Below are 22,599 nucleotides of genomic sequence, written 5' to 3' on the forward strand. Positions count from 1 at the left end.
TCAGGTGGTCAGGCCGGCGGCCTCGACCTCTTCACGGGTGATGCCAAGCAGGTACAGCACCGCGTCCAGGAACGGCACGTTCACCGCCGTGTGCGCGGCCTCACGGACCACCGGCTTGGCGTTGAAGGCCACGCCCAGCCCGGCCGCGTTCAGCATGTCCAGGTCGTTGGCGCCGTCGCCGATGGCCACGGTCTGGGCCAGCGGTACGCCGGCCTCCGCGGCGAAGCGGCGCAGCAGCCGGGCCTTGCCCGCCCGGTCCACGATCTCGCCGGTGACCCGGCCGGTCAGCTTCCCGTCGACGATTTCGAGGGTGTTGGCCGAGGCGAAGTCCAGCCCCAGCCGCTCCTGCAGATCGTCCGTCACCTGGGTGAACCCGCCGGAGACCACGCCGACCTGGTAGCCGAGCTGCTTCAGGGTGCGGATCAGGGTCCGGGCGCCCGGCGTGAGCCGCACCTCGGAGCGGACCTTGTCCACGACGGAGGCGTCCAGCCCTGCCAGCAGCTTCACGCGGGCGTGCAGCGACTGCTCGAAGTCCAGCTCGCCGCGCATGGCCCGCTCGGTCACCTCGGCGACCTCGGCCTCACAGCCGGCGTGTGCGGCGAACAGCTCGATGACCTCGTCCTGGATCAGGGTCGAGTCCACGTCCATGACGACGAGGCGCTGGGCCCGGCGGTGCAGGCCCGCCGAGACCACGGCCACGTCGACGCCGATGTGTGAGGCGGCGGTGGCCAGGGCGGTGCGCAGCGGCTCGGTCTCGCAGCCGGAGACGGCGAACTCGACGGCCGTCACGGGGTACTTGGCGAGCCGGAAGATACGGTCGATGTTGCCGCCGGTCGAGGTGATCCGGGAGGCTATGGCGGCCGTCGACTCGGCGGTCAGCGGGTGCCCCAGCACAGTGACGTGCGAACGGCCGCTGCCGCGCGGCCGGTTGTCGCCGGTACCGGAGAGGATCTCGGCCTGCATCTTGAGCGACTCGGCCCAGCTGTGGACGGTGGCCCGCAGCTCGCCCTCGCCGCCGCCGGCGGGCTTGGTGACGAGGGCGCACAGGACGATGCGGCCGCGGGTGACGACCTGCTCGATGTCGACGACGTCGACGGAGTAGGCGGCGAGGGTGTCGAACAGCCCGGCGGTGATCCCGGGACGGTCCTTGCCGAAGATCTTGACGAGGAGGGTGGGGACGTCGGAGGTCTGTGAAGCGCTCATGGTTCCCTCACCGTATCTTCCCGCCCTCCCTGCTTGGACCCCCGTCCCACCTGCCGGAACCATTTTCCGGCGGAGTGCTCCCCGCCGCCGCCCGGCGCGGCCGCCCGGGGGACCGGCGGAGCGGGTGGCGCCGGGGTGAACGCAGGACGGCGGGGAGGTGTCCGGGTCCTCGGGGCGGTCCGGCCGATGACCGTGTTCGATACGTCCGCCCCGGTTCGACGCGTCAGACCGGGGGCCTCGGCGGCAGGGGCGGAGGCGGCGGCGGGGGCGGCGGGGGAGGGGTGAACGGCGGGCGGTGGGGCGGACCGGGTCGCCGCGAGGGCCGCCGGGGCAGCCGGGTGATCGTGACGTCCCAGGAGCCGTCCGGCTCGGGTTCCGCGCCGGGGTACGGCTCGGGGGCCGGCTCGGGGTACGGGTGCGGGTGTGCGTACGGGTACGGCCGCCCCGGCGGGTACGGGACCGTCGGCACGGCGGCGCCCGGTCCGGCCGCCGTCACCGGCCGCGGCGGCCGACGGCGCCCGGCCAGCAGGGCCCCCGCACCGCCCGCCACCGCACCCCAGGCCGCCCCGAGCAGCAGCGCGTACACCGCGTCGCCCCGCAGCTCCACCCCGGCGTCCACCGCGTCCACACCGAGCACCGACAGCGAAGCGTCCACCGACACCCCCGTCAGCCACACCAGTACCGCCAGCGCCACCCCGGTCACGGCCGCCAGCCGCACCGCGCACTCCAGGATCCCGCGCCCCGGAGTCCGTACGGCGGCCAGGACGCCGGCGCAGAGCAGCAGCAGCCCCAGCCCCGCGACCAGCAGCCAGACCCGACCGTCGTACTCCGCCAGCCGGGCCGGCGTCACCCGCTCCGGCACCGACGCCCCGAGCAGGTCGTCCAGCGGATCCGGCAGCAGCCGGCCCAGGGTGCCCGTGGCCCGGCCGTCGAACGGTACGAAGAGCCCCAGCAGCACCCCCGTCCAGGCCCCGTTCGGCGCCCCCAGCAGCGCGGCGCCCAGCACCCGCCGGGGATGGTCGTCGCCCGCCGCCGCCCACACCGCGGCCGCCAGCCCGGCCGCCACCGCCACCAGCAGCGCCACCACCAGCGCCGACACCGCGGGCCGCAGCGGTGCGAACGCCGCCGGCCCGCGCCGCGAAGCCAGCAGCGCCACCGCCAGGACGGCCAGCACCCACACTCCCGCGCCCAGCAGCGTCGGCCCGAACTCCACCGAGAACCCCACCCGGGCCCGGGAGTCGATCAGGTCCCCGATGCGGTCGGGGAGCAGCCCGCCGATGTCCCCGATCCCGGGGACCACGACCCTCTGCGGTGTCCTCGGCAGCTGCGGGCCGTCCAGGGTGACCACGTCGTGCGCGGCCCGGGCCAGCCCGCCGGCCGCCGCGACGAGCAGTACCGCCACCGAGGCCGCCCGGGCGGCGAGTTCCCCGCGCGGTGCCCCCGTCCGGACCGAGCGCAGGAAGATCCGGGCCAGGACCAGGGCCCCGGCCAGCCCGACCCCGAGCGGCACGACGTCCAGTGAGGTCTGTGCCCCCGGTCCGGTGACCCCGAGGACCGACACGTCCCCCGACGGGGTCACCGTGCCGCCGATCGCGAGGACCACCACGGCGGCCGTCATCGCCCCGAGCGAGCCTCCCGCCGCGTCGGCGCCGAGCAGGTGGAGCCCCAGTGCGGCGACCCCGGCCATGACGACGAGGGCCCAGCCCGCGGCGGCGACGCCCGACACGAACACGTCTCCCCAACGAATGCGTCGCATGCGTGCCCCCGATGCGTGCCGAGCGGGACGGGACGGTGCGGGACGGGGCCGGCCAGGGCGAGAAGTCCCGTATCTCACTCTCCGGGTGACTTTCAACCCCGTCAACGGGCAGGCGTAGACGCCGTGGGAAGGCCCCGATTCCACATGTGGCCGAAGGCCTGAAATAGTTCCCCCGGATGTTCGCCATCCCTAGACTCCCTGACGTCGGACTCCCTGACGCCAGGGGGATTCTCGGGGGACTTAAGTGGGGCTGGAGTGCCGGAACTCGTACTGGAATTGAATGGAAGGACCTGGACGCTCGATCCGTCCAGGTCGTACTCGCTGGGGCGTGACCCCCAGGGAGACGTGGTGATCGATGACGCCCGGGTGTCGTGGCGGCATGCCACGATCGCCTGGAACGGCCGGGGTTGGGGCATCGAGGACCACGGCAGCACCAACGGCACCTACGTGCAAGGCGCGCGGGTCCAGCAGACCGAGCTCGTGCCGGGCACGCCCGTCCACCTCGGCAACGCCACCGACGGGCCGCGGCTGAATCTGAGCGCCGCTGCCGCGCCGCAGCAGGCCGTACCGCAGCAGGCGGCCCCGGCCTACCAGGCCCCGGCGCCCGCCTACCAGGCCCCGGCCCAGCAGGCGGCCCCGGCGTACCAGGCCCCGGCCCAGGCGCAGCAGCCGCAGCAGCAGGCCTGGCAGCAGCAGCCGCAGCAGCCCGCCGCCCACCAGCAGCCGCAGCAGCCGCACTTCCCGCAGCAGCAGGGTGGCGGCGCGCCCCACCCCGCGCAGGGCGCCGGCCCCGCCTACGGCGGTGACCGCAGCCCGACGACGTTCCACCAGATCGCCGTCGGCCGCGTCATGCGGATCGGCCGTGCGCTGGAGAACGAGCTCGTCGTCTCGGACCTCCAGGTCTCGCGCCACCACGCGGAGTTCCGCTCCACCAACGGCCGGTTCGAGATCCACGACCTCGGCAGCCACAACGGCACCTACGTCAACGGCCAGCCGCTGGCCAAGTCCGGCAGCGCACTGCTCGGCCCGTCCGACATCGTCGGCGTCGGCCACTCGACGTTCCGGATCGTCGGTGACCGGCTTGAGGAGTTCGTCGACACCGGTGATGTCTCCTTCTCGGCCCGCCACCTCACGGTGACGGTCGACGGCGGCAAGCAGATCCTCAAGGACGTCACCTTCGGCGTCCCGGAGAAGTCGCTCATCGGCGTCATCGGCCCCTCCGGTTCCGGAAAGTCGACGCTGCTCAAGGCGCTGACCGGCTACCGGCCTGCCAACCAGGGCGACGTCCTCTACGACAACCGCAACCTGTACAAGCAGTTCGCGGAGCTCCGCCAGCGCATCGGCCTGGTCCCGCAGGACGACATCCTGCACAAGGAGCTGAAGGTCAGCACGGCCCTCAAGTACGCGGCCAAGCTCCGCTTCCCCGGCGACACCGCCGAGTCCGAGCGCGCCGCCCGCATCGACGAGGTCCTGCGCGAGCTCAAGCTCGACATCCACAAGGACAAGAAGATCACCGCGCTCTCCGGTGGTCAGCGCAAGCGCGTGTCCGTGGCCCTGGAGCTCCTCACCAAGCCGTCGCTGATCTTCCTGGACGAGCCGACCTCCGGCCTCGACCCGGGCATGGACCGCGACGTCATGCAGCTGCTGCGCGGCCTCGCCGACGACGGCCGCACGGTCCTCGTCGTCACCCACTCCGTCGCCGAGCTGTCCCTCTGCGACAAGCTGCTGGTCATGGCCCCGGGCGGTTCGGTCGCGTACTTCGGCCCGCCGGACGAGGCGCTGAACTTCTTCGGCTACACCACATGGGCGGACGTCTTCTCGGCGTTCGAGAACTACCGCGACTACGACTGGGCCGGCCGCTGGAAGGGCTCGCAGCACTACCAGCTCTACGCCGCCGACCTCGACGCCGTCGCCCCGCAGCAGGTCGCGATGCCGCCGATGCAGCAGATGATGCCGCCGAAGGCGCAGGGCTGGGGCGACCAGCTGTGGACCCTGATCCGCCGCTACGTCTCGGTGATCGCGTCCGACAAGGGCTTCATGGCCCTGATGCTGATCCTCCCCGCGGTCCTGGGCGTGGTCTCGACGGTCATCCCCGCGACCTTCGGCCTCGCGCCGCCGAAGCCGCCGTCCCGGTTCAACGGCGACGCCGGCACGATCATGCTGATCCTCTGCGTCGGCATGTGTTTCTCGGGCGCCGCGAACTCGGTCCGCGAGCTGATCAAGGAACGGGTCATCTACGAGCGTGAACGCGCCACCGGCCTGTCCCGGTCGGCGTACCTCATGTCGAAGGTGATCGTCCTCGGCTTCATCACGGCCATCCAGGGCGTGGTCATCTGCGTCATCGGCTTCACCCCGCGCGACCTGCCTGCCGACGGCCTGCTCATGCCGCCGGCGGTCGAGCTCTGCCTGTCGGTCACCGCGCTCGGCTTCACCTCGATGATGTTCGGCCTCGTGATCTCCTCGCTGGTGAAGACCGCCGAGAAGACCATGCCGCTGCTGGTCATGTTCGCGATCGTCCAGGTCGTGTTCACCGGCATCCTCTTCCAGGTGTACGACTCCCCGGGCCTGGAGCAGTTCGCCTGGCTGATGCCGTCCCGCTGGGCCGTCGCCGCCGCCGGCACCACGCTGAACCTCGGCAAGCTCATGCCGCCGTGGGACCAGCAGAACCCGACCAACACCGACCCCCTGTGGGAGCACTCGGTCGCCCAGTGGGGCGTGAACATCACGATCCTGCTGCTCATCGGCGTCGCCTGCGGCTTCGCCGTACAGAGGCTGCTGCGCCGCCACGAGCCCGAGGTCATGCGCAACTAGCCGGCACGGGCCGGCGCACCCCCCGTACGAACGCCTCAGGGCGGCACCCGGATACCGGGTGCCGCCCTGAGGCGCATGGGGGGTTGCTCCGCCGTGTTGTGCCAGTCGCGCCTTAGTAGGCGCTGTTGACGTTGTCGATCGAGCCGTAACGGTGGGCGGCGTAGTTTGCCGAGGCCACGATGTTGGCGACCGGGTGGTACTGGTCCAGCGGGGTGCCGGGCACGTGGTACGCGAGGAAGGTCGGCTTGATGATCTGCAGCAGACCCTTCGAGGGCACACCGTTCTGGGCGTTGATGTCCCAGTTGTTGATCGCCCGCGGGTTGCCGCTCGACTCGCGCATGATGTTCTTGTACAGGCCGTTGTACGTGCCCGGAATCTTGTGCGCCTTCATGATCGCCAGCGACTCCTTGATCCAGCCGTCAAGGTTGTTCGCGTAGATCGGCTTGCGGGCGAGGGAACGGCTGGCAGCCGCCTTCGCCTCGCGGTTCGCCTTCGCCTTGGCCTTGGCCTTGGCCTTTGCCTTCGCCTCTGCCTTCGCCTTGGCGGCGGCCGCATTGGCCTTCGCCTTCGCGGCGGCCGCGGCCTTGGCCTTCACCGCGGCCTCGACCTTCGCGGCCTCGGTGGCCAGCTTGGTCTGCGAAGCGAGGTGCTGCACCGTCTTGGCCTGGACACCCTCGACGGCCTGGGTCCACGCCACGGGGGCGGCGGTCACGGTCGTCTCGGCGTCGGCATTGCCGGCGGGGACGACGGTCGCGGCCAGGGCCGCGGCGCCGATGGTGGCGAAGGCGGCGAACGACATCTTGTGCGCCTTCGTCAGGCGACGATGGTGGCCGGGGGTGCTGGTCTTCGACATGCGTAGCAACCTCTTCGAATAGCGGGAGCCGCAGGAAAGCGCCGCTCGGATCCGGGATCCGCGACGCTGTGCGACGGGAGCAATTCTTAGCGGCGGCAAAATCGCCTGGCAAAGGTGTGACGTACGATCCCGCTTAGTGGATCAGGGGGCGCGGACGAGCCCGGAATTCAGGGCCGGATGCCAGGTGCAGCCGCGCCGACAGGCTCTTTATGCATCCACTAGGCACCTTCGTAAGTGACCTGGGTCCTATGCTCGGGCTCACATCGGGCCGCATAACGGTTTCGCCATGAGTTGCGACAGCAATGCATTCCGTAGCGAAATTCTCCACCCCGAGGACCACAAGCCCGCCGCGGCCCTCATCCTCAAGACAGAGACCGGCCCCGCGACCCCCTCCTTGCGGAGGAGGCCGAACGGCCCCCGCACCTGGGACCCGAGGCCGATACCGCAGGTCAGAGCCACGAGTACGGTGAGCCCATGACTGGTAGTCCCGCGTCAGGCGGACCCCGCAGCGGCCTCGCGGCCGTGAGCACCGCCCTGCTCGCCATGAGCCGCCGGCTGGAGGTCCGCGACGTCCTGCGCACGATCGTCGTATCGGCCCGCCAGCTGCTCGACGCCGAGTACGCGGCCCTGGGCGTCCCGGACGACCACGGCGGCTTCGCCCAGTTCGTCGTGGACGGCATCAGCGAGGAGCAGTGGCGCCGGATCGGCCCCCTGCCCCGCCAGCACGGCATCCTCGCCGCGATGCTCCACCAGGACGGCCCCGAGCGGCTGGCCGACGTACGCAAGGACCCCCGCTTCGAGGGCTGGCCCGCCGCCCACCCCGAGATGTCCGACTTCCTCGGCCGGCCCGTCCGTGACGGCGAGGAGACCCTCGGGGCCCTCTTCCTGGCGAACAAACGCAGCCCCGGCGGGTTCACCGAAGAAGACGAGGAGCTCGTCGCCCTCCTCGCCCAGCACGCGGCGATCGCCCTCACCAATGCCCGGCTGTACGAGCGCAGCCGCGAGCTCACCATCGCCGAGGAGCGCTCCCGCCTCGCCCACGAGCTGCACGACGCCGTCGCCCAGAAGCTCTTCTCGCTCCGCCTGACCGCCCAGGCCGCCGCAGCCCTCGTGGACCGCGACCCGGCCCGCGCCAAGGGCGAGCTCCAGCAGGTCGCCGCCCTCGCCGCGGAAGCCGCCGACGAACTGCGCGCCGCCGTGACCGAGCTGCGCCCGGCCGGGCTCGACGAGGACGGCCTGGTCGCCACCCTCCGCGACCAGGTCCACGTGCTCGACCGCGCCCACACCGCGCACGTCACCTTCACCTGTGACGGCGTACGGGCCCTCCCGGCGACCCACGAGGAGGCGCTGCTCCGGGTCGCCCAGGAAGCCCTCCACAACGCCCTGCGGCACTCGGGCGCCGACCGCGTCGAGGTCGCCCTCGCCCGCCGGGCCGCGGGAGCCGTCCTGACCGTCACGGACAACGGAAGCGGCTTCTCCCCTTCCTCCATCCGCGCGGCCGGGCGCCACCTCGGCCTGGTCTCCATGCGGGACCGGGCGAGCGGCGTCGGCGGCCGCCTCACCGTGCACTCGGAGCCCGGTACGGGCACCACGATCGAGATGGAGGTCCCCGGTGGCTGACACGCCCGGCAGGATCCGCGTACTGCTCGTCGACGACCACCAGGTCGTCCGCCGGGGCTTGCGGACCTTCCTGGAGGTCCAGGACGACATCGAGGTGGTCGGGGAGGCCGCCGACGGCGAGGAGGGTGTGGCCCGCGCCGAGGAGCTGCGTCCCGACGTGATCCTGATGGACATCAAGATGCCGGGGACCGACGGCATCGAGGCCCTGCGCAGGCTGCGCGCGCTGGCCAATCCGGCGCGGGTGCTGATCGTCACGAGCTTCACCGAGCAGCGGACGGTGGTGCCGGCCCTGCGCGGCGGCGCTGCCGGATACGTCTACAAGGACATCGACCCCGACGCCCTGGCCGGAGCCATCCGCTCCGTCCACGCCGGCCACGTGCTGCTCCAGCCGGAAGTGGCGGAGGCCCTGCTCTCCCAGGAGGAACAGCCTTCGTCGAGCCGGGGCGGCTCCCTGACGGAGCGCGAACAAGAGGTCCTGTCCCTCATCGCGGACGGCCGCTCCAACCGGGAGATCGCCCGTGCGCTGGTGCTGTCCGAGAAGACGGTCAAGACGCACGTGTCGAACATCCTGATGAAGCTGGACCTCTCGGACCGGACACAGGCGGCGTTGTGGGCGGTCAGGCACGGGATCGCGGACTGATGCGCCGCCAGAAACGGACCGTCCAGCTCCGATCTCAAATTCATACGGTCGGGTGGATGTAGCCCACATGGCGCATCCCGTTCGTCGGATGACCGTTCTTCATGACGTGCTGCGGCGGCCGGCCGCGGCAGACGTACGGGAGGACGAAGAACGTGAAGAACATCAAGAAGGCCACTGCCATCACCATGATCGCGGGCGGTCTCCTTGCCGCGGGCGCCGGCGTCTCCTCGGCGCACGGTGGTGCGTCGGCGGACGGCGAGGCCATGGGCTCGCCCGGCGTCGTCTCCGGAAACCAGATCCAGGCCCCCGTCCACGTCCCGGTGAACGTCGTCGGCAACACGGTCACCGTGATCGGCCTGCTGAACGGCGTCTGGGGCAACACGGGCGTCAACGCCTGACGCGCACCCCGCACTGCTCCGCACGCCCCGGCTGTGGGCCCCGTCCATCGACCGGCCGGCCTGCGGAGCAACGCCTGACGGGGCCCTCGCACAGCCCGTCAGGCTGCGGTCCGCCGCTCCGGACCCCGTCCGGCGACAACCCCGCCGACGGACCGCGCGTACCCCGGCCCCGCTTTCCCCCCTCTCCCCGGGAAGCGGGGCCGCGGTGCGTCACGCCAGGCCGGCGCGGAACCACCCACCCGCCCGCGGCAGCCGTCCCGGCCCCGCGGTGTAGGCACGAACCCCCGGCGCGGAGCCCCGCCCCGGCCACAGCCTTCCCGGCCTCCGCCGGCGTGCGAGGCACGAAACCCCGGTGCGGGTGGCCGGCGCCGTACTGCCCACCCGCCCACGGCCCGGCCGCAGCCTTCCGGCCCCGCCGGTGGGCGAGGCGTGAAGCCTCGTGCGTAGCCCCGCTGCCGCAGCCGCTCCGGCCTCCGCCGGCGTGTGAGTCGCGGTGTCCCGGTGTGGGTGGCCGGCGTCGGACCACCCACCCGCCCACAGACCCGCCGCAGCGCCCCGGCCGCGTCGGCGTGCGGGGCGCGGAGCCCCGGCCCCGCCGCCGCAGCTACCGGCCGCGCTCGCGCTCCTCCACGGCAGAGTTGTACGCCGCGACCAGCGCACGCCGCGCCACCCGCTCCACCGGCCGCAGCGCCTCCGACCGCGCCGCCATCTCCGAGGCGGCCACCGCACCCCCGGGCCCGTGCTCGTACGCCAGCGACACCAGCAGATCCACCCGCTGCGCCAGCGCCAGCACCCGCACCGCCCGCGCCGGATACCCGGGCGCCAGGACCTCCCGGCCGGCCTCCGCCCGCGCCCGGTACGCCGACAGCGCGGCCTCCGCCACCGGCCCCGACCCGGCCACGTCCAGCCGCGTCAGCACCACCGTCGCCTCGCGCAGCGCCTCCGCCAGTTCCCGCTCCGCCTCGCCGAGCGACGGCACGTCCGCCGGCGGGGCCTCCCGTACCGGCAGGCAGTGCCACGTCACCGAGACGTGTACGTCTCCCTCCGGCCCGGCCTCGGCCACCTCCGGCACCAGACCCAGCGCCGCGCCCACCGCGACCACCGCCTCCTCCGCCTCCAGCGCCCGCGCATTGAACTCCGCGGGCCCGCTCAGCCCCAGCGGATGCCCCGGAGCCGGCAGTGCCACCCGGAGCCCGGTCACCCCCAGCGCCCGCAGCCGCCCCAGCGCCAGCGTGAGACCCACCGGACCCGATTCACCCGGCAGCCCCTCCACCCGGTGCACGGCGTCCTCGTCCACGATCGACAACACGGCCTCGTCGGGCGAGACCAGTCCGGCCAGCAGTGCGTTCCCCCAGGCGGCCAACCGCCCTGAACGTGGTTCGAAAAGCATTCCCCCACTTTACGGATCACCCCGGAACGCGCCCCGCAGCCAACCTGGCGCCCGGACCCCTCGCCGAGTGGCGTAGGTTTTCCCCTGGGGCTGCGCCTACCGGTGCACAGACGAAACCGAGACTACAAGGGGAGACAACACGCTCATGAGCGATGTTCTGGAGCTGGTGGACGTATCCGTGGTCCGCGAGGGCCGGGCTCTGGTGGACCAGGTCTCCTGGTCGGTGAAGGAGGGGGAGCGCTGGGTGATCCTCGGCCCCAACGGCGCCGGCAAGACCACGCTGCTGAACCTCGCCTCCAGCTACCTCTTCCCCACCAAGGGCTCCGCCACCATCCTCGGCAGCACCCTCGGCAAGCCCGGCAGCGACGTCTTCGAGCTGCGCCCGCGCATCGGCGTCGCCGGCATCGCGCTGGCCGACAAGCTCCCCAAGCGCCAGACCGTCCTGCAGACCGTCCTCACCGCCGCCTACGGCATGACGGCGACCTGGCAAGAGGAGTACGAGGAGATCGACGAGCAGCGCGCCCGCGCGTTCCTCGACCGCCTCGGCATGACGGAGTACCTCGACCGGAAGTTCGGCACCCTCTCCGAGGGCGAGCGCAAGCGCACCCTGATCGCCCGCGCCCTGATGACCGACCCCGAGCTGCTCCTCCTCGACGAGCCCGCCGCCGGTCTGGACCTCGGCGGCCGCGAGGACCTCGTACGCCGCCTCGGCCGCCTCGCGCGCGACCCCCTGGCGCCCTCCATGGCCATGGTCACGCACCACGTCGAGGAGATCGCCCCCGGCTTCACCCACGTCCTGATGATCCGCCAGGGCAAGGTCGTCACCGCGGGCCCGATCGACCTCGAACTGACCTCGCGCAACCTCTCGCTCTGCTTCGGCCTTCCGCTGGTCGTCGAGCGCAACGACAGCGACCGCTGGACGGCGCAGGGCCTCCCGCTGCGCTAGTACGGGCTCCGTCGCACCCTGTCCCGACTGCGCCTGCCCGACCTACCATGACCATGTGAACATCGACGCGTGGCTGTGGTGGCTCATCGGCGCGGTCGGACTGGGCATCCCGCTCGTCCTGACGGCGATGCCCGAGTTCGGCATGTTCGCCGGCGGTGCCGTCGCGGCCGCCGTCACGGCGGCGCTCGGCGGGGGAGTGGTCGCCCAGGTCCTGGTCTTCGTGATCGTTTCGGTGGCGCTCATCGCCGTCGTCCGCTCGATCGCCAACCACCACCGTGAGCAGCGGCCCCAACACCGCACCGGAATCGACGCGTTGAAGGGCAGGAGCGCGCTCGTCCTCGAACGCGTCGACGGCAGCGGAGGCCGGATCAAACTCGCCGGCGAAATCTGGTCCGCACGGACCCTCGACGCGGACAGCAGCTTCGAACCGGGCCAGCAGGTGGACGTCGTGGAGATCGACGGAGCCACCGCGGTCGTGATGTGAGCTTGTGAGCTAAGGAGCCGACCCGCGGCCCCGGGGTCTGCGAGACTCCGGTCAACGGGGCAGCACGGACAGCCGGAAGGGCACGGGGAACTGCATGTCATCGATCATCATCGTCCTGATCATTCTGGTGGTTCTGGTCTTCATCGCACTGGTCAAGACGATCCAGGTGATCCCGCAGGCCAGCGCCGCCATCGTCGAACGCTTCGGCCGCTACACGCGAACCCTCAACGCAGGCCTCAACATCGTCGTCCCGTTCATCGACTCCATCCGCAACCGCATCGACCTGCGCGAGCAGGTCGTGCCGTTCCCGCCGCAGCCGGTCATCACCCAGGACAACCTGGTCGTCAACATCGACACGGTCATCTACTACCAGGTGACCGATGCCCGCGCCGCGACGTACGAGGTCGCCAGCTACATCCAGGCCATCGAGCAGCTCACCGTCACGACCCTGCGCAACATCATCGGCGGCATGGACCTGGAACGGACCCTGACCTCCCGTGAGGAGATCAACGCGGCCCTGCGCGGAGTCCTCGACGAGGCGACCGGCAAGTGGGGCATCCGCGTCAACCGCGTCGAGCTCAAGGCGATCGAGCCGCCGACCTCCATCCAGGACTCGATGGAGAAGCAGATGCGCGCCGACCGCGACAAGCGCGCCGCGATCCTCCAGGCCGAAGGTGTCCGGCAGTCCGAGATCCTGCGTGCCGAGGGCGAGAAGCAGTCCTCCATCCTGCGCGCCGAGGGTGAGGCCAAGGCCGCCGCCCTCAAGGCCGAGGGCGAGGCGCAGGCCATCCGTACGGTCTTCGAGTCCATCCACGCCGGAGACGCCGACCAGAAGCTCCTGGCCTACCAGTACCTCCAGATGCTCCCGAAGATCGCCGAAGGAGACGCGAACAAGCTCTGGATCGTGCCCAGCGAGATCGGAGACGCGCTCAAGGGCCTCTCGGGAGCCATGGGCAACTTCGGCCCCATGGGTGGCGGTTCGGGCTTCAACCCGCAGAACGCCGGCAAGGCCGCCGCAGCCGAAGGCAGCAGCGCAGGCAACGGCGCGAACGGCACGAACGGCACGACGCGACGCGAACAGCCGCCGATCGACTGACCCCCCCGCCCCACCCGAAACGGCATCCCCTCCTGCATGATCAGTGAGGCCCCTCGACCTTCATGGCGGGGAGGCGACTCACTCATGCAAAGGGGATGGCCCAGTCCATGTCCATGTCCATCTGGGAATCACTCGCGGTGTTCGCGGCCGGCATCGGCGCCGGCACCATCAACACCATCGTCGGCTCCGGGACCCTCATCACCTTCCCGGTGCTGCTGGCCACCGGACTCCCGCCGGTCACGGCCAACGTGTCCAACACCCTGGGCCTGGTGCCCGGTTCCATCAGCGGAGCCATCGGCTACCGCAAGGAGCTCCAGGGCCAGCGCGCCCGGATCATCCGGCTCGGCGCCGTCTCCCTCGTCGGGGGATTCGCGGGCGCCGTCCTGCTCCTCACCCTGCCGTCGGACTCCTTCGACACGATCGTGCCCGTACTCATCGGACTCGCCCTCGTGCTCGTCATCCTCCAGCCCAGGCTCGCCGCGGCCCTGCGCAGGCGCCAGGAAGCCGCCGGAGGAGATGCCGGACACCCCGACGGCGGCCCCGCCCTGCTCTCCGGAATGCTGCTCGCCAGCGCGTACGGGGGCTACTTCGGCGCCGCACAGGGCGTGCTCTACCTCGGCCTGATGGGCCTGCTGCTCCACGAGGACCTGCAACGCATCAACGCCGTCAAGAACGTCATCGCCGCCCTGGTGAACGGCACCGCGGCCGTCGTCTTCCTCTTCGTCGCCGAGTTCGACTGGACGGCCGTGCTCCTGATCGCCGCCGGCTCCACCCTGGGCGGCCAGATCGGCGCCAAGGTCGGCCGCCGCCTGTCGCCGACCGTGCTCCGCGCGGTCATCGTGACCGTCGGCATCCTCGCGATCGTCCAGCTGCTGCTGCGCTGAGCGACGTAGCAGAAATACGTCGCCCAGCGCACCGGCGGTCATGCGGCCTTACGAGGCGGAACGCTCCAGCCACTCCGGCAACGCCTCGCTGCCCCCCACCCCGAGGGCCAGCAGCATGGCGTCGGCCGGAGACGGCACGAAGGGCTTCCGCAGGAGGGGCATCCCCGCCTCCTCCGGAGTCCGGGCCGCCTTGCGGTGATTGTCCTCGGCACAGGAGGCCACCGTGTTCAACCACGTGTCCCCACCGCCCTGGGCCCGCGGCAGTACGTGGTCCACGGTCGTCGCGCGCTTCCCGCAGTAGGCGCACCGGTGCTGGTCCCGGACCAGCACCCCCCTCCGTGACCAGGGAGCATGTCTTCGGAACGGCACCCGTACGTACCTGCACAACCTGATCACCCGGGGCATCGGAAGATCCATGGTGGCCCCGCGCACACGCAGTTCGGGATGCGACTGCTCGACGACGGCCTTGTCCTGGAGCACCAGGACCACAGCCCGGTTCAACGTCACCGTCGACAGCGGCTCGAAGCTCGCATTCAGCACCAGCGTGTCCCGCATCTCGCCCACCTCCCGTGTGCAGGCCCGCGACCACCCTGGCGGCAGAGCCCGCAACCACTCTGGCCGCGCGCGCCACGCGGGACAACGCAATAAAAATGCCCGGTCCTGGTCGTCTTTAGACCAGGACCGGGCAAACGCCCGGCGAACGATCAGCTCACGGGAGCCTCGTACTCACCGATCAGCTGCGCCCGCCCCAACGTGTGGAAACGCAGGTTGAATCCGACCACGGCCGGCGTCGCGTCCGCACCGGGGCCCAGCTTCTCCTGGTCGACCGCGTAGACGGTGAACACATACCTGTGCCGCTCCCCGGCCGGCGGGGCAGCGCCGCCGAAGTCCTGCGTTCCGTAGTCGTTCCGCACGTGCACCGCCCCGGCGGGCAGCCCCTCGAACTTCCCGCTGCCCGCCCCGGCCGGGAGCTCGGTGACAGAAGCGGGCAGATCGAAGAGCACCCAGTGCCAGAACCCGCTGCCCGTCGGGGCATCCGGGTCGAAGCACGTCACGGCGAAGCTCTTCGTCCCCTCGGGGAACCCTTCCCACCGCAGATGCGGCGAGACGTTCCCGCCCTGCAGGACCTGGGCGCCGCCCAGGTCCGCACCGGGCTCCAGATCCGCACTCTCCACGGAGAACGCGTGCACCTGGGGGTGGAAGTCATGCGGAAGGGGGGCCCTGTTCTGCTCGGCCACTGCTGAACCTCCTGATCACGAACCCGAACCGGTACCGAAACCGGTACCGGCACCGGGCCCGAGCCTAGAACCAGTTGCGCTGCGAACCCACGGACGCGATCCACTGGTTGAGGTACGCCGCCCAGTCGGTGCCCTGGTACGACTGCAGATCCACCTGGAAGCAGCGGTAGGTGTCACTGCCCTCGGTGAACAGCCCGGACTTCTTGTCCATCTCCAGGACGACGTCCATCTCACGGCCGTCCGAGATGAAGGTCAGCTCGACCTGGTTCAGCCCGCGGTACTGCGACGGGGGCAGGAACTCGATCTCCTGGTAGAACGGCAGCGTCTGGCGCGTCCCGCGGATGTGCCCCCGCTCCATGTCCGCACTGCGGAAGCCGAAGCCGAGCTGGCGGAAGGCGTCCAGGATCGCCTGCTGCGCCGGCACCGGGTGCACGTTGATCGGGTCGAGGTCGCCGGCGTCCACCGCGCGCGCGATCTCCAGCTCGGTGCTGACCCCGATGTTCATCCCGTGCAGGTGCTGACCCCCGAAGTGGGTGATCGGCGTCTCCCACGGGATCTCCAGCCCGAACGGCACCACGTGCAGCGCGCCCGGCTGCACCTGGAAGGCACCGCCGAGGCGCTGCTTGGTGAAGACGATGTCCTGCTTGTACTCCTGGTCGCCGCCCTCCACCTCGACCCGCGCCTGCAGGCCGACGGACAGGCCCTCGATCTGCTGCTCCACGGAACCGCCCTGGATGCGGACCTCACCCTGGACGATCCCGCCCGGCACGACGTTCGGCTCGGTGATGATCGTGTCCACCGAAGCACCGCCGGCGCCCAGCGCCGCGAACAGCTTCTTGAACCCCATGCTCTGACTCCCCTTGAAGGCTCGTGCGACTACCGCTTACGAGTACACACTGACAAACGCGGAACCTTAGGCCCCGGTTGCAGACGTGCGCGTTCGACTACGCTCGACCGGATGAGCGCGCGCCCCGACCGTACGCCCCTGACCCGGTCCTTCTTCGACCGGCCGGTCCTCGCGGTGGCCCCGGATCTCCTCGGCCGCATCCTCGTCCGCCGTACACCCGAGGGGCCCCTGGAACTCCGCATCACGGAGGTGGAGGCGTACGAGGGGGAGGCCGACCCGGGCTCCCACGCGTACCGGGGGCGCACCGAGCGCAACGCATCGATGTTCGGTCCGCCCGGACACGCATACGTCTACTTCATCTACGGCATGTCAAGGCGGTCAGCATGAACATCGACTTCCTTGCCCACCCAGCCGAAGAGGTCGCCCCCAAGCTGCTCGGGAGCGTCCTGACCTGCAACACCCCCGAAGGTACCGTGAGCATCGCCATCACGGAGACCGAGGCGTACTCAGGTGAGGCCGACCCGGCTTCCCACGCCTACCGGGGCCGGACACCCCGCAACGCCGTCATGTTCGGCCCCGCAGGGCACCTGTACGTCTACCGCTCCCACGGACTCCACTGGTGCGCCAACGTCGTCACCGGGACGGACGGCATCGCCTCGGGTGTGCTCATCCGGGCGGGCAGGGTCATCGAGGGGGAAGACCTGGCACGCAAGAGGCGAGGGGAAAGGGTCGAGAGCGCACGTCTGGCCCGAGGTCCGGGGAACCTCGGCCAGGCGCTCGGCATCACGGCAGAGCACAGCGGCGCAGACCTGCTGACGGGCACCTCGGTCGTTCTCTCCGAGGGCGAGCCGATCCCCGCTGAGCTCATCCGGGTCGGCCCACGGGTGGGGGTGAGCAAAGCCCACGACTGGCAGCATCGCTTCTACATCGCCGACGATCCGACGGTCTCGGCGTACCGACTGAGCCCGCGAGCCAAGCCGCCCACCGGAGTCTGAGCCGCTGTGCGCCTTTCTCGCGGCTCGCCAGCGGGTCAGCATGGAAGTCGGCCGGAAGGCGGGTGATCGCCCGCGAGCGTGGCGCGTGGCGCGTTCCTGCCGGTTGCGCGGCTGCCGACGTGCGCCGACTTGGGCCGGAAGGGTGGGTGAGACTTAGCGGTCTACCTGGCCCCTTTTCGCACCTACTTGGCCTGCTGAGCGTCGTAGTTGGCCTAGCGGCCTGCAATGGCCCGGCCGGGTGGTTGTCACTGGCTCCGCCTACGGTCAGCGCATGGTTGATCAACTGTGGAACGGTGTGCGCCAGCGTGTTGCCGCGTTGGGTGCCCAGTCGGCGAGCGGCCAGGTGTTCGGTTCGCTCGGGCACCGGTGGGTCTTGGAAGATCCGCTGGCGGATGACGCGCTTGCCGAGCTCGAAGCGCAGGTGGGTGTGCGGTTGCCGGAGGACTACCGGGACTTCCTCACCTGCGTAGGCGCCGGCGGCGCAGGTCCCGCTTACGGGCTCTTCCCCGTGCGTCGCGTGCAAGGCCGCTGGCGTTGGGAAGGGGACGGCGCCGATCTGGCTGACCTGGCCATGCTCGCCCAGCCCTTTCCTGACCACGGCCCCGACCCTGAGCTCCTGGACGCACTCCTTGCCGAACGTCCCGAGGAAGAGGACTTCGACGACGCCATCGAGGCATGGGACGAACGCTGGGATGCCGTGATGTTCGCCCCGGAGCGCACCGCCGGGGCGATCGTGATCTCGCACCTCGGCTGCGCCCAGAGGGAGTGGCTGATCATCAGTGGCACGCACCGCGGAACCATCTGGTCCGACTGCCGCGCAGACGATGCCGACCTCGTCCCGCTGCTCGATGACGGCGGGAGGCCGGTCACTTTCGCCCGCTGGTACACCGCCTGGCTCGAAGCGGCCGAGCTCACTGCACAGCAGGAACCTGGGACCACCTGACGCCACACCGTGCCCCGCCCCGGCCGACTGCTCCAGCCATCGTCTCTTAAGGGATCTCGGCAGGTCAGCGATCTCTTGGAACTTGCGTTGCAGCTGTCAGGATGGGCCAGCTGCGGCGCCAAGTCACAACTGGACGACCGGGCTGCGTACGCACGCGCGGGAAAAGGAAGTGCTGGCCCCTGGCCTGCGCAGGCAGGATCTCTCCATGTCTACCGACGTCAGCGGAATGATCGAATGCACGGCACCACCTGGCTGACCTGGGCCGAGCTTGACACCACGGACTGGCAGGAAACCAACGCCTCAGGCACACGAACCCGCGCCTCAGCCGCAGGGATCCCCCGGGGTGCGTACGGGATGGCCCTTCAGTCGCGTAGTCGACTGAAGTCATGCGCGGCAAGCGGCGGACCACTCGGCGAGCCGCGCCCGAAGGTCTTCGGCGAAGAGGGCGTATTCCTCGTACCCGGCGAACTCCTTCAGGTACGCCTGAACATCTCGGCCGTCGCGGAGTACGAGACTTCCCGCCGTCGTCTCGATGGTGACCAACGCGGCGTCGTAGACGGTGAACGTACTCAGAGGGGTTCGGGGCGTCGGTGCCCCTACGGGGATCACCCCGATCTGAACGTTCGGGAGGTAGGACAGGGAAGCCAGCCGGTCCATCTGCTCGGCCAGTGCCAATGGGGCGACGACCGGCCAGCGAACCGCCTGCTCGGTCAGAACGAACGTGAACCGCTTCGAGGCGTCGTAGAGGACGGCTTGCCGTCCCAGCTTCCCCGCTTCGGCCTTGCTCGTGTCGGCCGTCGAGTGGGCCAGGCTCGCCCGCACGTACTCCGGTGTTGCGAGCAGCCCGGTGACCATCGAGAGCAGGAAGTAGCGCATGTGCGTAGAGGACGCTTCGAGCGACTTCAGCTCGGCCTGTCTCGTACCGAGCCCCTTGCGCCGGAGTTCTCGGAGATTCCGCCACTCGGTGTTCGCCATCCTGGCAAGGGCCGAGACCTTGGCGATCAGTTCCGGCGGAGCTTCCAGCGCGCGCAAGATCTGCTCGACGTCGACCAGGGACGGCCGTGTCCGGCCGTTCTCGATGCGAGACACCTTCGACTGGGACATGTTGCAGCGCGCTGCGAGCCGGTCCCCTGAGAGACCGGCTCGCTTGCGCAGGTCCCGGAGCAGACAGGCGAGTTCGGTACCGGACTCGCCAAGCTGCTCAGCTTCGAACGTCACTCCGTCACGCGCTCCGCGTACTCCAGGAAGGGAACCGACTCGGCAACGGCGATGCGCTGCCACTCGATGAACGGCGCAGGGTCACCCTCGTACAGCTCCCGGCCGATCTGCGTTCCGTCGTCCTCGTACTTCATGAGAACGACCGTCGAGCGGTCGAACATCCAGAAGTCCTCGACGTCCGGCAACGGGTTCTCTCGCTCGGTCACGTCAAGGATGCGGATGTCCTCCCCGGCGAGCACGTGCGGGGCGTAATACCGGGAGAACTCGAAGCGCAGGTACTCGGAGAGCGGTCGAGTCAGGACGTGCACTCGCCCCTTGCTCCTTCCCGCGCCGCACAGCCGCTTCAGATCTTCCGTGTACGCCGACGAGTAGGTGTCCGGGTCGACGCGCTTGCCTGCCCTGAAGGCTGCGAGTTCGTCCGACTCCTGCGGTACGAGGTACTGGGGCAGGGTCTCCAGCCGCCACGCTTCCGACTGGAAGCCGCGGAGCATCGCCCGCCACTCCTCACCATCCAAGAGCACGAACGGCCTCCCGAAGAACACTCTCGGGGATCTCCACGAGCCCTTCCCCCTGCGGGGCAGTGAAGGCATCGGACACGTCGCCCTGAACCACGATGGATCCGGACGCGGTGCGGTAGACGTTCGGGCAGTCATCCTCTCCACACGTGCCGTTGCCGTTGCCAGTGAGCCGAGTCAGTTCTTCGCGTGCCATGCGGAACCCCCTTGACCTGCCAGCCCGATTGGGCCGCCTGAGACGACCGTACGGGCGCCACTCACAGCCGTCCATGCACGGACGTGACTCATGCACGTTGTTGCATGAACTGAGGAAAGAGAGGGGCGCACAGACGCTCTGAGGGATGTCCGGCCCCTCCCTCGCCGGGTATGACGAAGGGCCCCGCCCGGCTCTCGTCAGACAGGGCCCGTACTCGTTGAGCGCGACCGCCGGCTCAGCTCTCAGGGAGCGGATCTCAGGGGTTCCGGAACGTGATCCGACAGTGCTCGCCCTTGAAGGACCGGACCCCTCGACCGCGCGGCATCAGCTCGACTCGCTCGCAGACCTGCATGACGACGGTCCGCACGTAGTCGATGCGGTCGGGGTCCTCGTAGTCCAGTTCCTCCCACAGGTACTCGATGTCGCCCAGGTCGACGCGCACCCGCTGCGATGCCAGGTCTGCCAGCTCGGCCCGGATCTTCGTCAGCTCGGCGTCACACCTGCCGATGCCCGTCCGCAGGGTCGACGCGTCGATGTCCCCTACGGCGAACATCTCTGCCAAGGCGGTGCGCCTCTCGGATGCGGCCGTCTCCTCGGCCAGCAGTTCGGCCTCTCGCTCCTCGTCTGCGGCATCCGTGGCCGGTGCCGCGTTCCACTCCTCGGCCCTGTCGATGACCTTCCTGACCACGAAGGAGTCCAGCGGGTCCGCCGGGCAGGTGATGCACCGGCCACCCGAACAGGTGTAGATGCGGTACCGCTCTCCTGCCGCGTTCTTCTTGCTCCACCCTTGAGTGACGACGGCCTGACACTTCGAGCAGCGGACCACGCCGGACAACAGGGCCTTGCGCTTGCCGCCGCCGCCAGTGTTGCGCTCGGGGTCGCTCAGGTGTCGGACCAGGGCACGGAATATGCCCTCGGAAACGATCGCCTCCCAGTTGCCCGCTCCGGTCTCCTCGGTCCGCCGCACGCGCATCCCGTCCGGCTTCTCGACCCACTGCGAGTACGTCTGGATTCCCGCGTTCCTCGGCTTCAAGAGGACGACCCGAAGGTTCGAGCTGCGCCACTCCTTGCCGTGCGGCGAGAGCAGTCCACGTGTGTTCCAGTCCTTCGCGATGGACCAGAGGGTGACGCCGGCCAGGACATCCCGGTAGGCCTGCCGCAGGGCTTCCGCCTCTGCTTCTCGGTGCCTGCCGTCCCGCTCGAAGCCGAAGGGGCGAGTACTCCAGAAGGGCCTCCCCGACTCCCTGCGTCGCTGGTGTCCGAGTACCTGACGCTCGACTCGCATCTCGGTCTCGTTGCGAGCCACCACAGCCCCGATGCGAGCAGCGAGACGGCCGGACGGCGTGGACAGGTCGAGCACTCCCTGAGCTTGCGCGGCGGCCAGCGTGACGCCGGTCGCCTCGGCCAGGTCCACCAGGTCTTCAAGATCCCAGGGGGTGCGGTACATACGGTCGTAGTGGCGGGACACGATGGCGTCTGCCTTGCCGTCCTCCACCAGAGCCTTGACGCGCTCCCACTCGGCGCTCCGCTTCGTTCCCCGCTTTGTCGAGGCCGACGTGTCCTTCTCAACGATCGTGGCTACGACTGACCAGCCCTTCCGGTCGCACAGCGCCTGACTCAGCTCGACCTGTTGTGTCAGGTTCCCACCCTTGGATTCCTCGCCCCTCGGGGTGGGGCTGAGCCTGGCGTAGATGATCGCTCGCACTGCCTGTCTCCTGCTCGTCGTCGCTTTGCCGATGCTGCCGGATCAAACGACGTACATGCCTAGTGAGTTACCTACGGCATGTGGTTCAGCCTGAACCAGGTGTGCGGCCCGCCCGGCCACGCGAGCGGGGTCCTGCTGCGCGCCGGCGAGGTCACCAGGGGCGCGGAGCTGGCTCGTAAACGTCGACTTTCAGCCAGAAGTGACCGGGAACTGGCCAAAGGGCCGGCACGCCTGGCCGCGGCCCTGGCGGTGGACCGCTCCCTCGACGGCACCGACCTGTGTGCCGGCCCGGATTCCCCCCTGGCGCTCCTGACGGGTGTCCCCACCTCGCCCGATCGGGTGAGCAACGGTCCCCGCACGGGAGTCGGTGGCGCCGGCGCGGGCCACCCCTACCGCTACTGGATCACCCAGGACCCGACGGTGAGCCCGTATCGCGCCCACACGCCACGCCGCCGTTCAACTTGACTCGCCCTTGGCGGACGCCTAACGTAGCCCGAGCCGCTTGAACGGGGCACTGCTATCAGCAGACCCCCGGAGCGGCCAACCCACTACCTACGACTTACCCCTGGCGGGGTCGATTTCGGCGTGCCCGAATTCGAATCCGGTGGCTCGATTATGAGTCGCAAGGGATAAGCGCTAAAGTGGTGGAACGCCGAAAGGCAAAGGCCCCCAACGGCCACCGAATTCAAATCCAAGACCGGAAACGGCGCGGAAATGATCTGGTAGAGTTGGAAACGAAGAACGAAAGCCCGGAGGAAAGCCCGAAAGGGTGAGTACAAAGGAAGCGTCCGTTCCTTGAGAACTCAACAGCGTGCCAAAAATCAACGCCAGAAGTTGATACCCCGTCCACTCCGGTGGATG

At 70.0% G+C, this 22,599-nt stretch carries 22 protein-coding genes and 2 pseudogenes; 12 read left to right on the top strand and 12 right to left on the bottom strand.

The window, feature by feature from the left end:
• Positions 1 to 1,203: a phosphoserine phosphatase SerB gene (gene serB / locus ABTY04_RS07545; RefSeq protein WP_352212386.1), complete on the bottom strand. Its 1,203-nt coding sequence runs from the start codon at positions 1,201 to 1,203 to the stop codon at positions 1 to 3.
• A 223-nt stretch (positions 1,204 to 1,426) separates the two neighbouring features.
• The gene (locus ABTY04_RS07550; protein ID WP_352212387.1) at positions 1,427 to 2,959 is read right to left on the bottom strand and encodes a streptophobe family protein; all 1,533 of its coding nucleotides are present in this window, start codon (positions 2,957 to 2,959) and stop codon (positions 1,427 to 1,429) included.
• 255 nt (positions 2,960 to 3,214) lie between these two features.
• Between ABTY04_RS07550 and ABTY04_RS07555 the strand changes: the two genes are divergently transcribed.
• The gene (locus tag ABTY04_RS07555; RefSeq protein ID WP_352212388.1) at positions 3,215 to 5,770 is read left to right on the top strand and encodes an ABC transporter ATP-binding protein/permease; all 2,556 of its coding nucleotides are present in this window, start codon (positions 3,215 to 3,217) and stop codon (positions 5,768 to 5,770) included.
• 112 nt (positions 5,771 to 5,882) lie between these two features.
• Here ABTY04_RS07555 and ABTY04_RS07560 read toward each other — a convergent pair whose 3' ends face one another.
• Positions 5,883 to 6,623 (bottom strand): transglycosylase SLT domain-containing protein, encoded by a 741-nt coding sequence (locus ABTY04_RS07560; protein WP_352212389.1) that lies wholly within the window; start codon positions 6,621 to 6,623, stop codon positions 5,883 to 5,885.
• A 474-nt stretch (positions 6,624 to 7,097) separates the two neighbouring features.
• On the opposite strand from ABTY04_RS07560, the gene ABTY04_RS07565 reads away from it, so the two are divergent.
• The 3 genes from ABTY04_RS07565 (at position 7,098) to ABTY04_RS07575 (ending at position 9,281) form a co-directional block, all read left to right on the top strand.
• Positions 7,098 to 8,243, top strand: a complete 1,146-nt coding sequence (locus ABTY04_RS07565) for a GAF domain-containing sensor histidine kinase (RefSeq protein ID WP_352212390.1) — start codon at positions 7,098 to 7,100, stop codon at positions 8,241 to 8,243.
• Positions 8,236 to 8,883, top strand: a complete 648-nt coding sequence (locus tag ABTY04_RS07570; protein ID WP_352212391.1) for a response regulator — start codon at positions 8,236 to 8,238, stop codon at positions 8,881 to 8,883. Before ABTY04_RS07565 ends, ABTY04_RS07570 begins: the two co-directional genes overlap by 8 nt.
• A 152-nt stretch (positions 8,884 to 9,035) precedes the next feature.
• Positions 9,036 to 9,281, top strand: a complete 246-nt coding sequence (locus ABTY04_RS07575; RefSeq protein WP_352212392.1) for a chaplin — start codon at positions 9,036 to 9,038, stop codon at positions 9,279 to 9,281.
• 604 nt (positions 9,282 to 9,885) lie between these two features.
• Here ABTY04_RS07575 and ABTY04_RS07580 read toward each other — a convergent pair.
• On the bottom strand, positions 9,886 to 10,671 hold the full coding sequence (locus tag ABTY04_RS07580; RefSeq protein ID WP_352212393.1) for an Rv1486c family protein: 786 nt from the start codon (positions 10,669 to 10,671) through the stop codon (positions 9,886 to 9,888).
• A gap of 145 nt (positions 10,672 to 10,816) precedes the next feature.
• Between ABTY04_RS07580 and ABTY04_RS07585 the strand changes: the two genes are divergently transcribed.
• The 4 genes from ABTY04_RS07585 to ABTY04_RS07600 all read left to right on the top strand — a co-directional run bounded on the left by ABTY04_RS07585 (position 10,817) and on the right by ABTY04_RS07600 (position 14,081).
• On the top strand, positions 10,817 to 11,617 hold the full coding sequence (locus tag ABTY04_RS07585; protein ID WP_352212394.1) for an ABC transporter ATP-binding protein: 801 nt from the start codon (positions 10,817 to 10,819) through the stop codon (positions 11,615 to 11,617).
• A 55-nt stretch (positions 11,618 to 11,672) separates the two neighbouring features.
• Entirely contained in the window at positions 11,673 to 12,101 is a 429-nt protein-coding gene (locus ABTY04_RS07590) for an NfeD family protein (protein ID WP_352212395.1), read from the top strand.
• Positions 12,102 to 12,195: 94 nt separating this feature from the next.
• On the top strand, positions 12,196 to 13,197 hold the full coding sequence (locus ABTY04_RS07595; RefSeq protein ID WP_352212396.1) for an SPFH domain-containing protein: 1,002 nt from the start codon (positions 12,196 to 12,198) through the stop codon (positions 13,195 to 13,197).
• 113 nt (positions 13,198 to 13,310) lie between these two features.
• Positions 13,311 to 14,081 carry a sulfite exporter TauE/SafE family protein gene (locus ABTY04_RS07600; protein ID WP_352212421.1) on the top strand — a complete coding sequence of 257 codons (771 nt, stop codon included), beginning with the start codon at positions 13,311 to 13,313 and terminating at the stop codon, positions 14,079 to 14,081.
• 48 nt (positions 14,082 to 14,129) lie between these two features.
• Here the strand turns inward: ABTY04_RS07600 and ABTY04_RS07605 are convergent, their stop codons facing one another.
• From ABTY04_RS07605 to ABTY04_RS07615, 3 genes are all read right to left on the bottom strand, one after another.
• Entirely contained in the window at positions 14,130 to 14,636 is a 507-nt protein-coding gene (locus tag ABTY04_RS07605; RefSeq protein ID WP_352212397.1) for an HNH endonuclease, read from the bottom strand.
• Between the two features lie 149 nt (positions 14,637 to 14,785).
• Positions 14,786 to 15,319, bottom strand: coding sequence for a YbhB/YbcL family Raf kinase inhibitor-like protein (locus ABTY04_RS07610; RefSeq protein ID WP_352212398.1), 534 nt, complete (start codon positions 15,317 to 15,319; stop codon positions 14,786 to 14,788).
• A 64-nt stretch (positions 15,320 to 15,383) separates the two neighbouring features.
• Positions 15,384 to 16,166, bottom strand: coding sequence for a sporulation protein (locus tag ABTY04_RS07615; protein WP_352212399.1), 783 nt, complete (start codon positions 16,164 to 16,166; stop codon positions 15,384 to 15,386).
• Between the two features lie 111 nt (positions 16,167 to 16,277).
• Between ABTY04_RS07615 and ABTY04_RS07620 the strand changes: the two are divergent.
• From ABTY04_RS07620 to ABTY04_RS07630, 3 genes and pseudogenes are all read left to right on the top strand, one after another.
• Positions 16,278 to 16,535, top strand: a pseudogene (locus ABTY04_RS07620) (DNA-3-methyladenine glycosylase); the annotation flags it as partial.
• A 14-nt stretch (positions 16,536 to 16,549) separates the two neighbouring features.
• Positions 16,550 to 17,161, top strand: coding sequence for a DNA-3-methyladenine glycosylase (locus ABTY04_RS07625; RefSeq protein ID WP_352212400.1), 612 nt, complete (start codon positions 16,550 to 16,552; stop codon positions 17,159 to 17,161).
• A 271-nt stretch (positions 17,162 to 17,432) separates the two neighbouring features.
• Positions 17,433 to 18,104: an SMI1/KNR4 family protein gene (locus ABTY04_RS07630; RefSeq protein ID WP_352212401.1), complete on the top strand. Its 672-nt coding sequence runs from the start codon at positions 17,433 to 17,435 to the stop codon at positions 18,102 to 18,104.
• A 384-nt stretch (positions 18,105 to 18,488) separates the two neighbouring features.
• On the opposite strand, the gene ABTY04_RS07635 is transcribed toward ABTY04_RS07630, so the two are convergent.
• The 4 genes from ABTY04_RS07635 to ABTY04_RS07650 all read right to left on the bottom strand — a co-directional run bounded on the left by ABTY04_RS07635 (position 18,489) and on the right by ABTY04_RS07650 (position 21,738).
• Positions 18,489 to 19,322: a helix-turn-helix domain-containing protein gene (locus ABTY04_RS07635; protein WP_352212402.1), complete on the bottom strand. Its 834-nt coding sequence runs from the start codon at positions 19,320 to 19,322 to the stop codon at positions 18,489 to 18,491.
• Complete coding sequence (locus tag ABTY04_RS07640) at positions 19,319 to 19,843, bottom strand: DUF6879 family protein (protein ID WP_352212403.1); 525 nt, start codon at positions 19,841 to 19,843, stop codon at positions 19,319 to 19,321. The genes ABTY04_RS07635 and ABTY04_RS07640 overlap by 4 nt, the downstream gene beginning before the upstream one ends.
• Positions 19,827 to 20,033 carry a hypothetical protein gene (locus ABTY04_RS07645; protein ID WP_352212404.1) on the bottom strand — a complete coding sequence of 69 codons (207 nt, stop codon included), beginning with the start codon at positions 20,031 to 20,033 and terminating at the stop codon, positions 19,827 to 19,829. Before ABTY04_RS07645 ends, ABTY04_RS07640 begins: the two co-directional genes overlap by 17 nt.
• Positions 20,034 to 20,289: 256 nt before the next feature.
• Complete coding sequence (locus ABTY04_RS07650) at positions 20,290 to 21,738, bottom strand: recombinase family protein (RefSeq protein ID WP_352212405.1); 1,449 nt, start codon at positions 21,736 to 21,738, stop codon at positions 20,290 to 20,292.
• 69 nt (positions 21,739 to 21,807) lie between these two features.
• Here ABTY04_RS07650 and ABTY04_RS07655 point away from each other — a divergent pair.
• Positions 21,808 to 22,203, top strand: a pseudogene (locus ABTY04_RS07655) (DNA-3-methyladenine glycosylase); the annotation flags it as partial.
• Between the two features lie 171 nt (positions 22,204 to 22,374).
• Here ABTY04_RS07655 and ABTY04_RS07660 read toward each other — a convergent pair.
• A partial coding sequence (locus ABTY04_RS07660; protein ID WP_352212406.1) for a hypothetical protein occupies positions 22,375 to 22,599 on the bottom strand: 225 nt, incomplete at its 5' end.

The sequence above is a fragment of the Streptomyces sp. NPDC097981 genome (assembly GCF_040302565.1).
Taxonomy (GTDB): Bacteria; Actinomycetota; Actinomycetes; order Streptomycetales; family Streptomycetaceae; genus Streptomyces.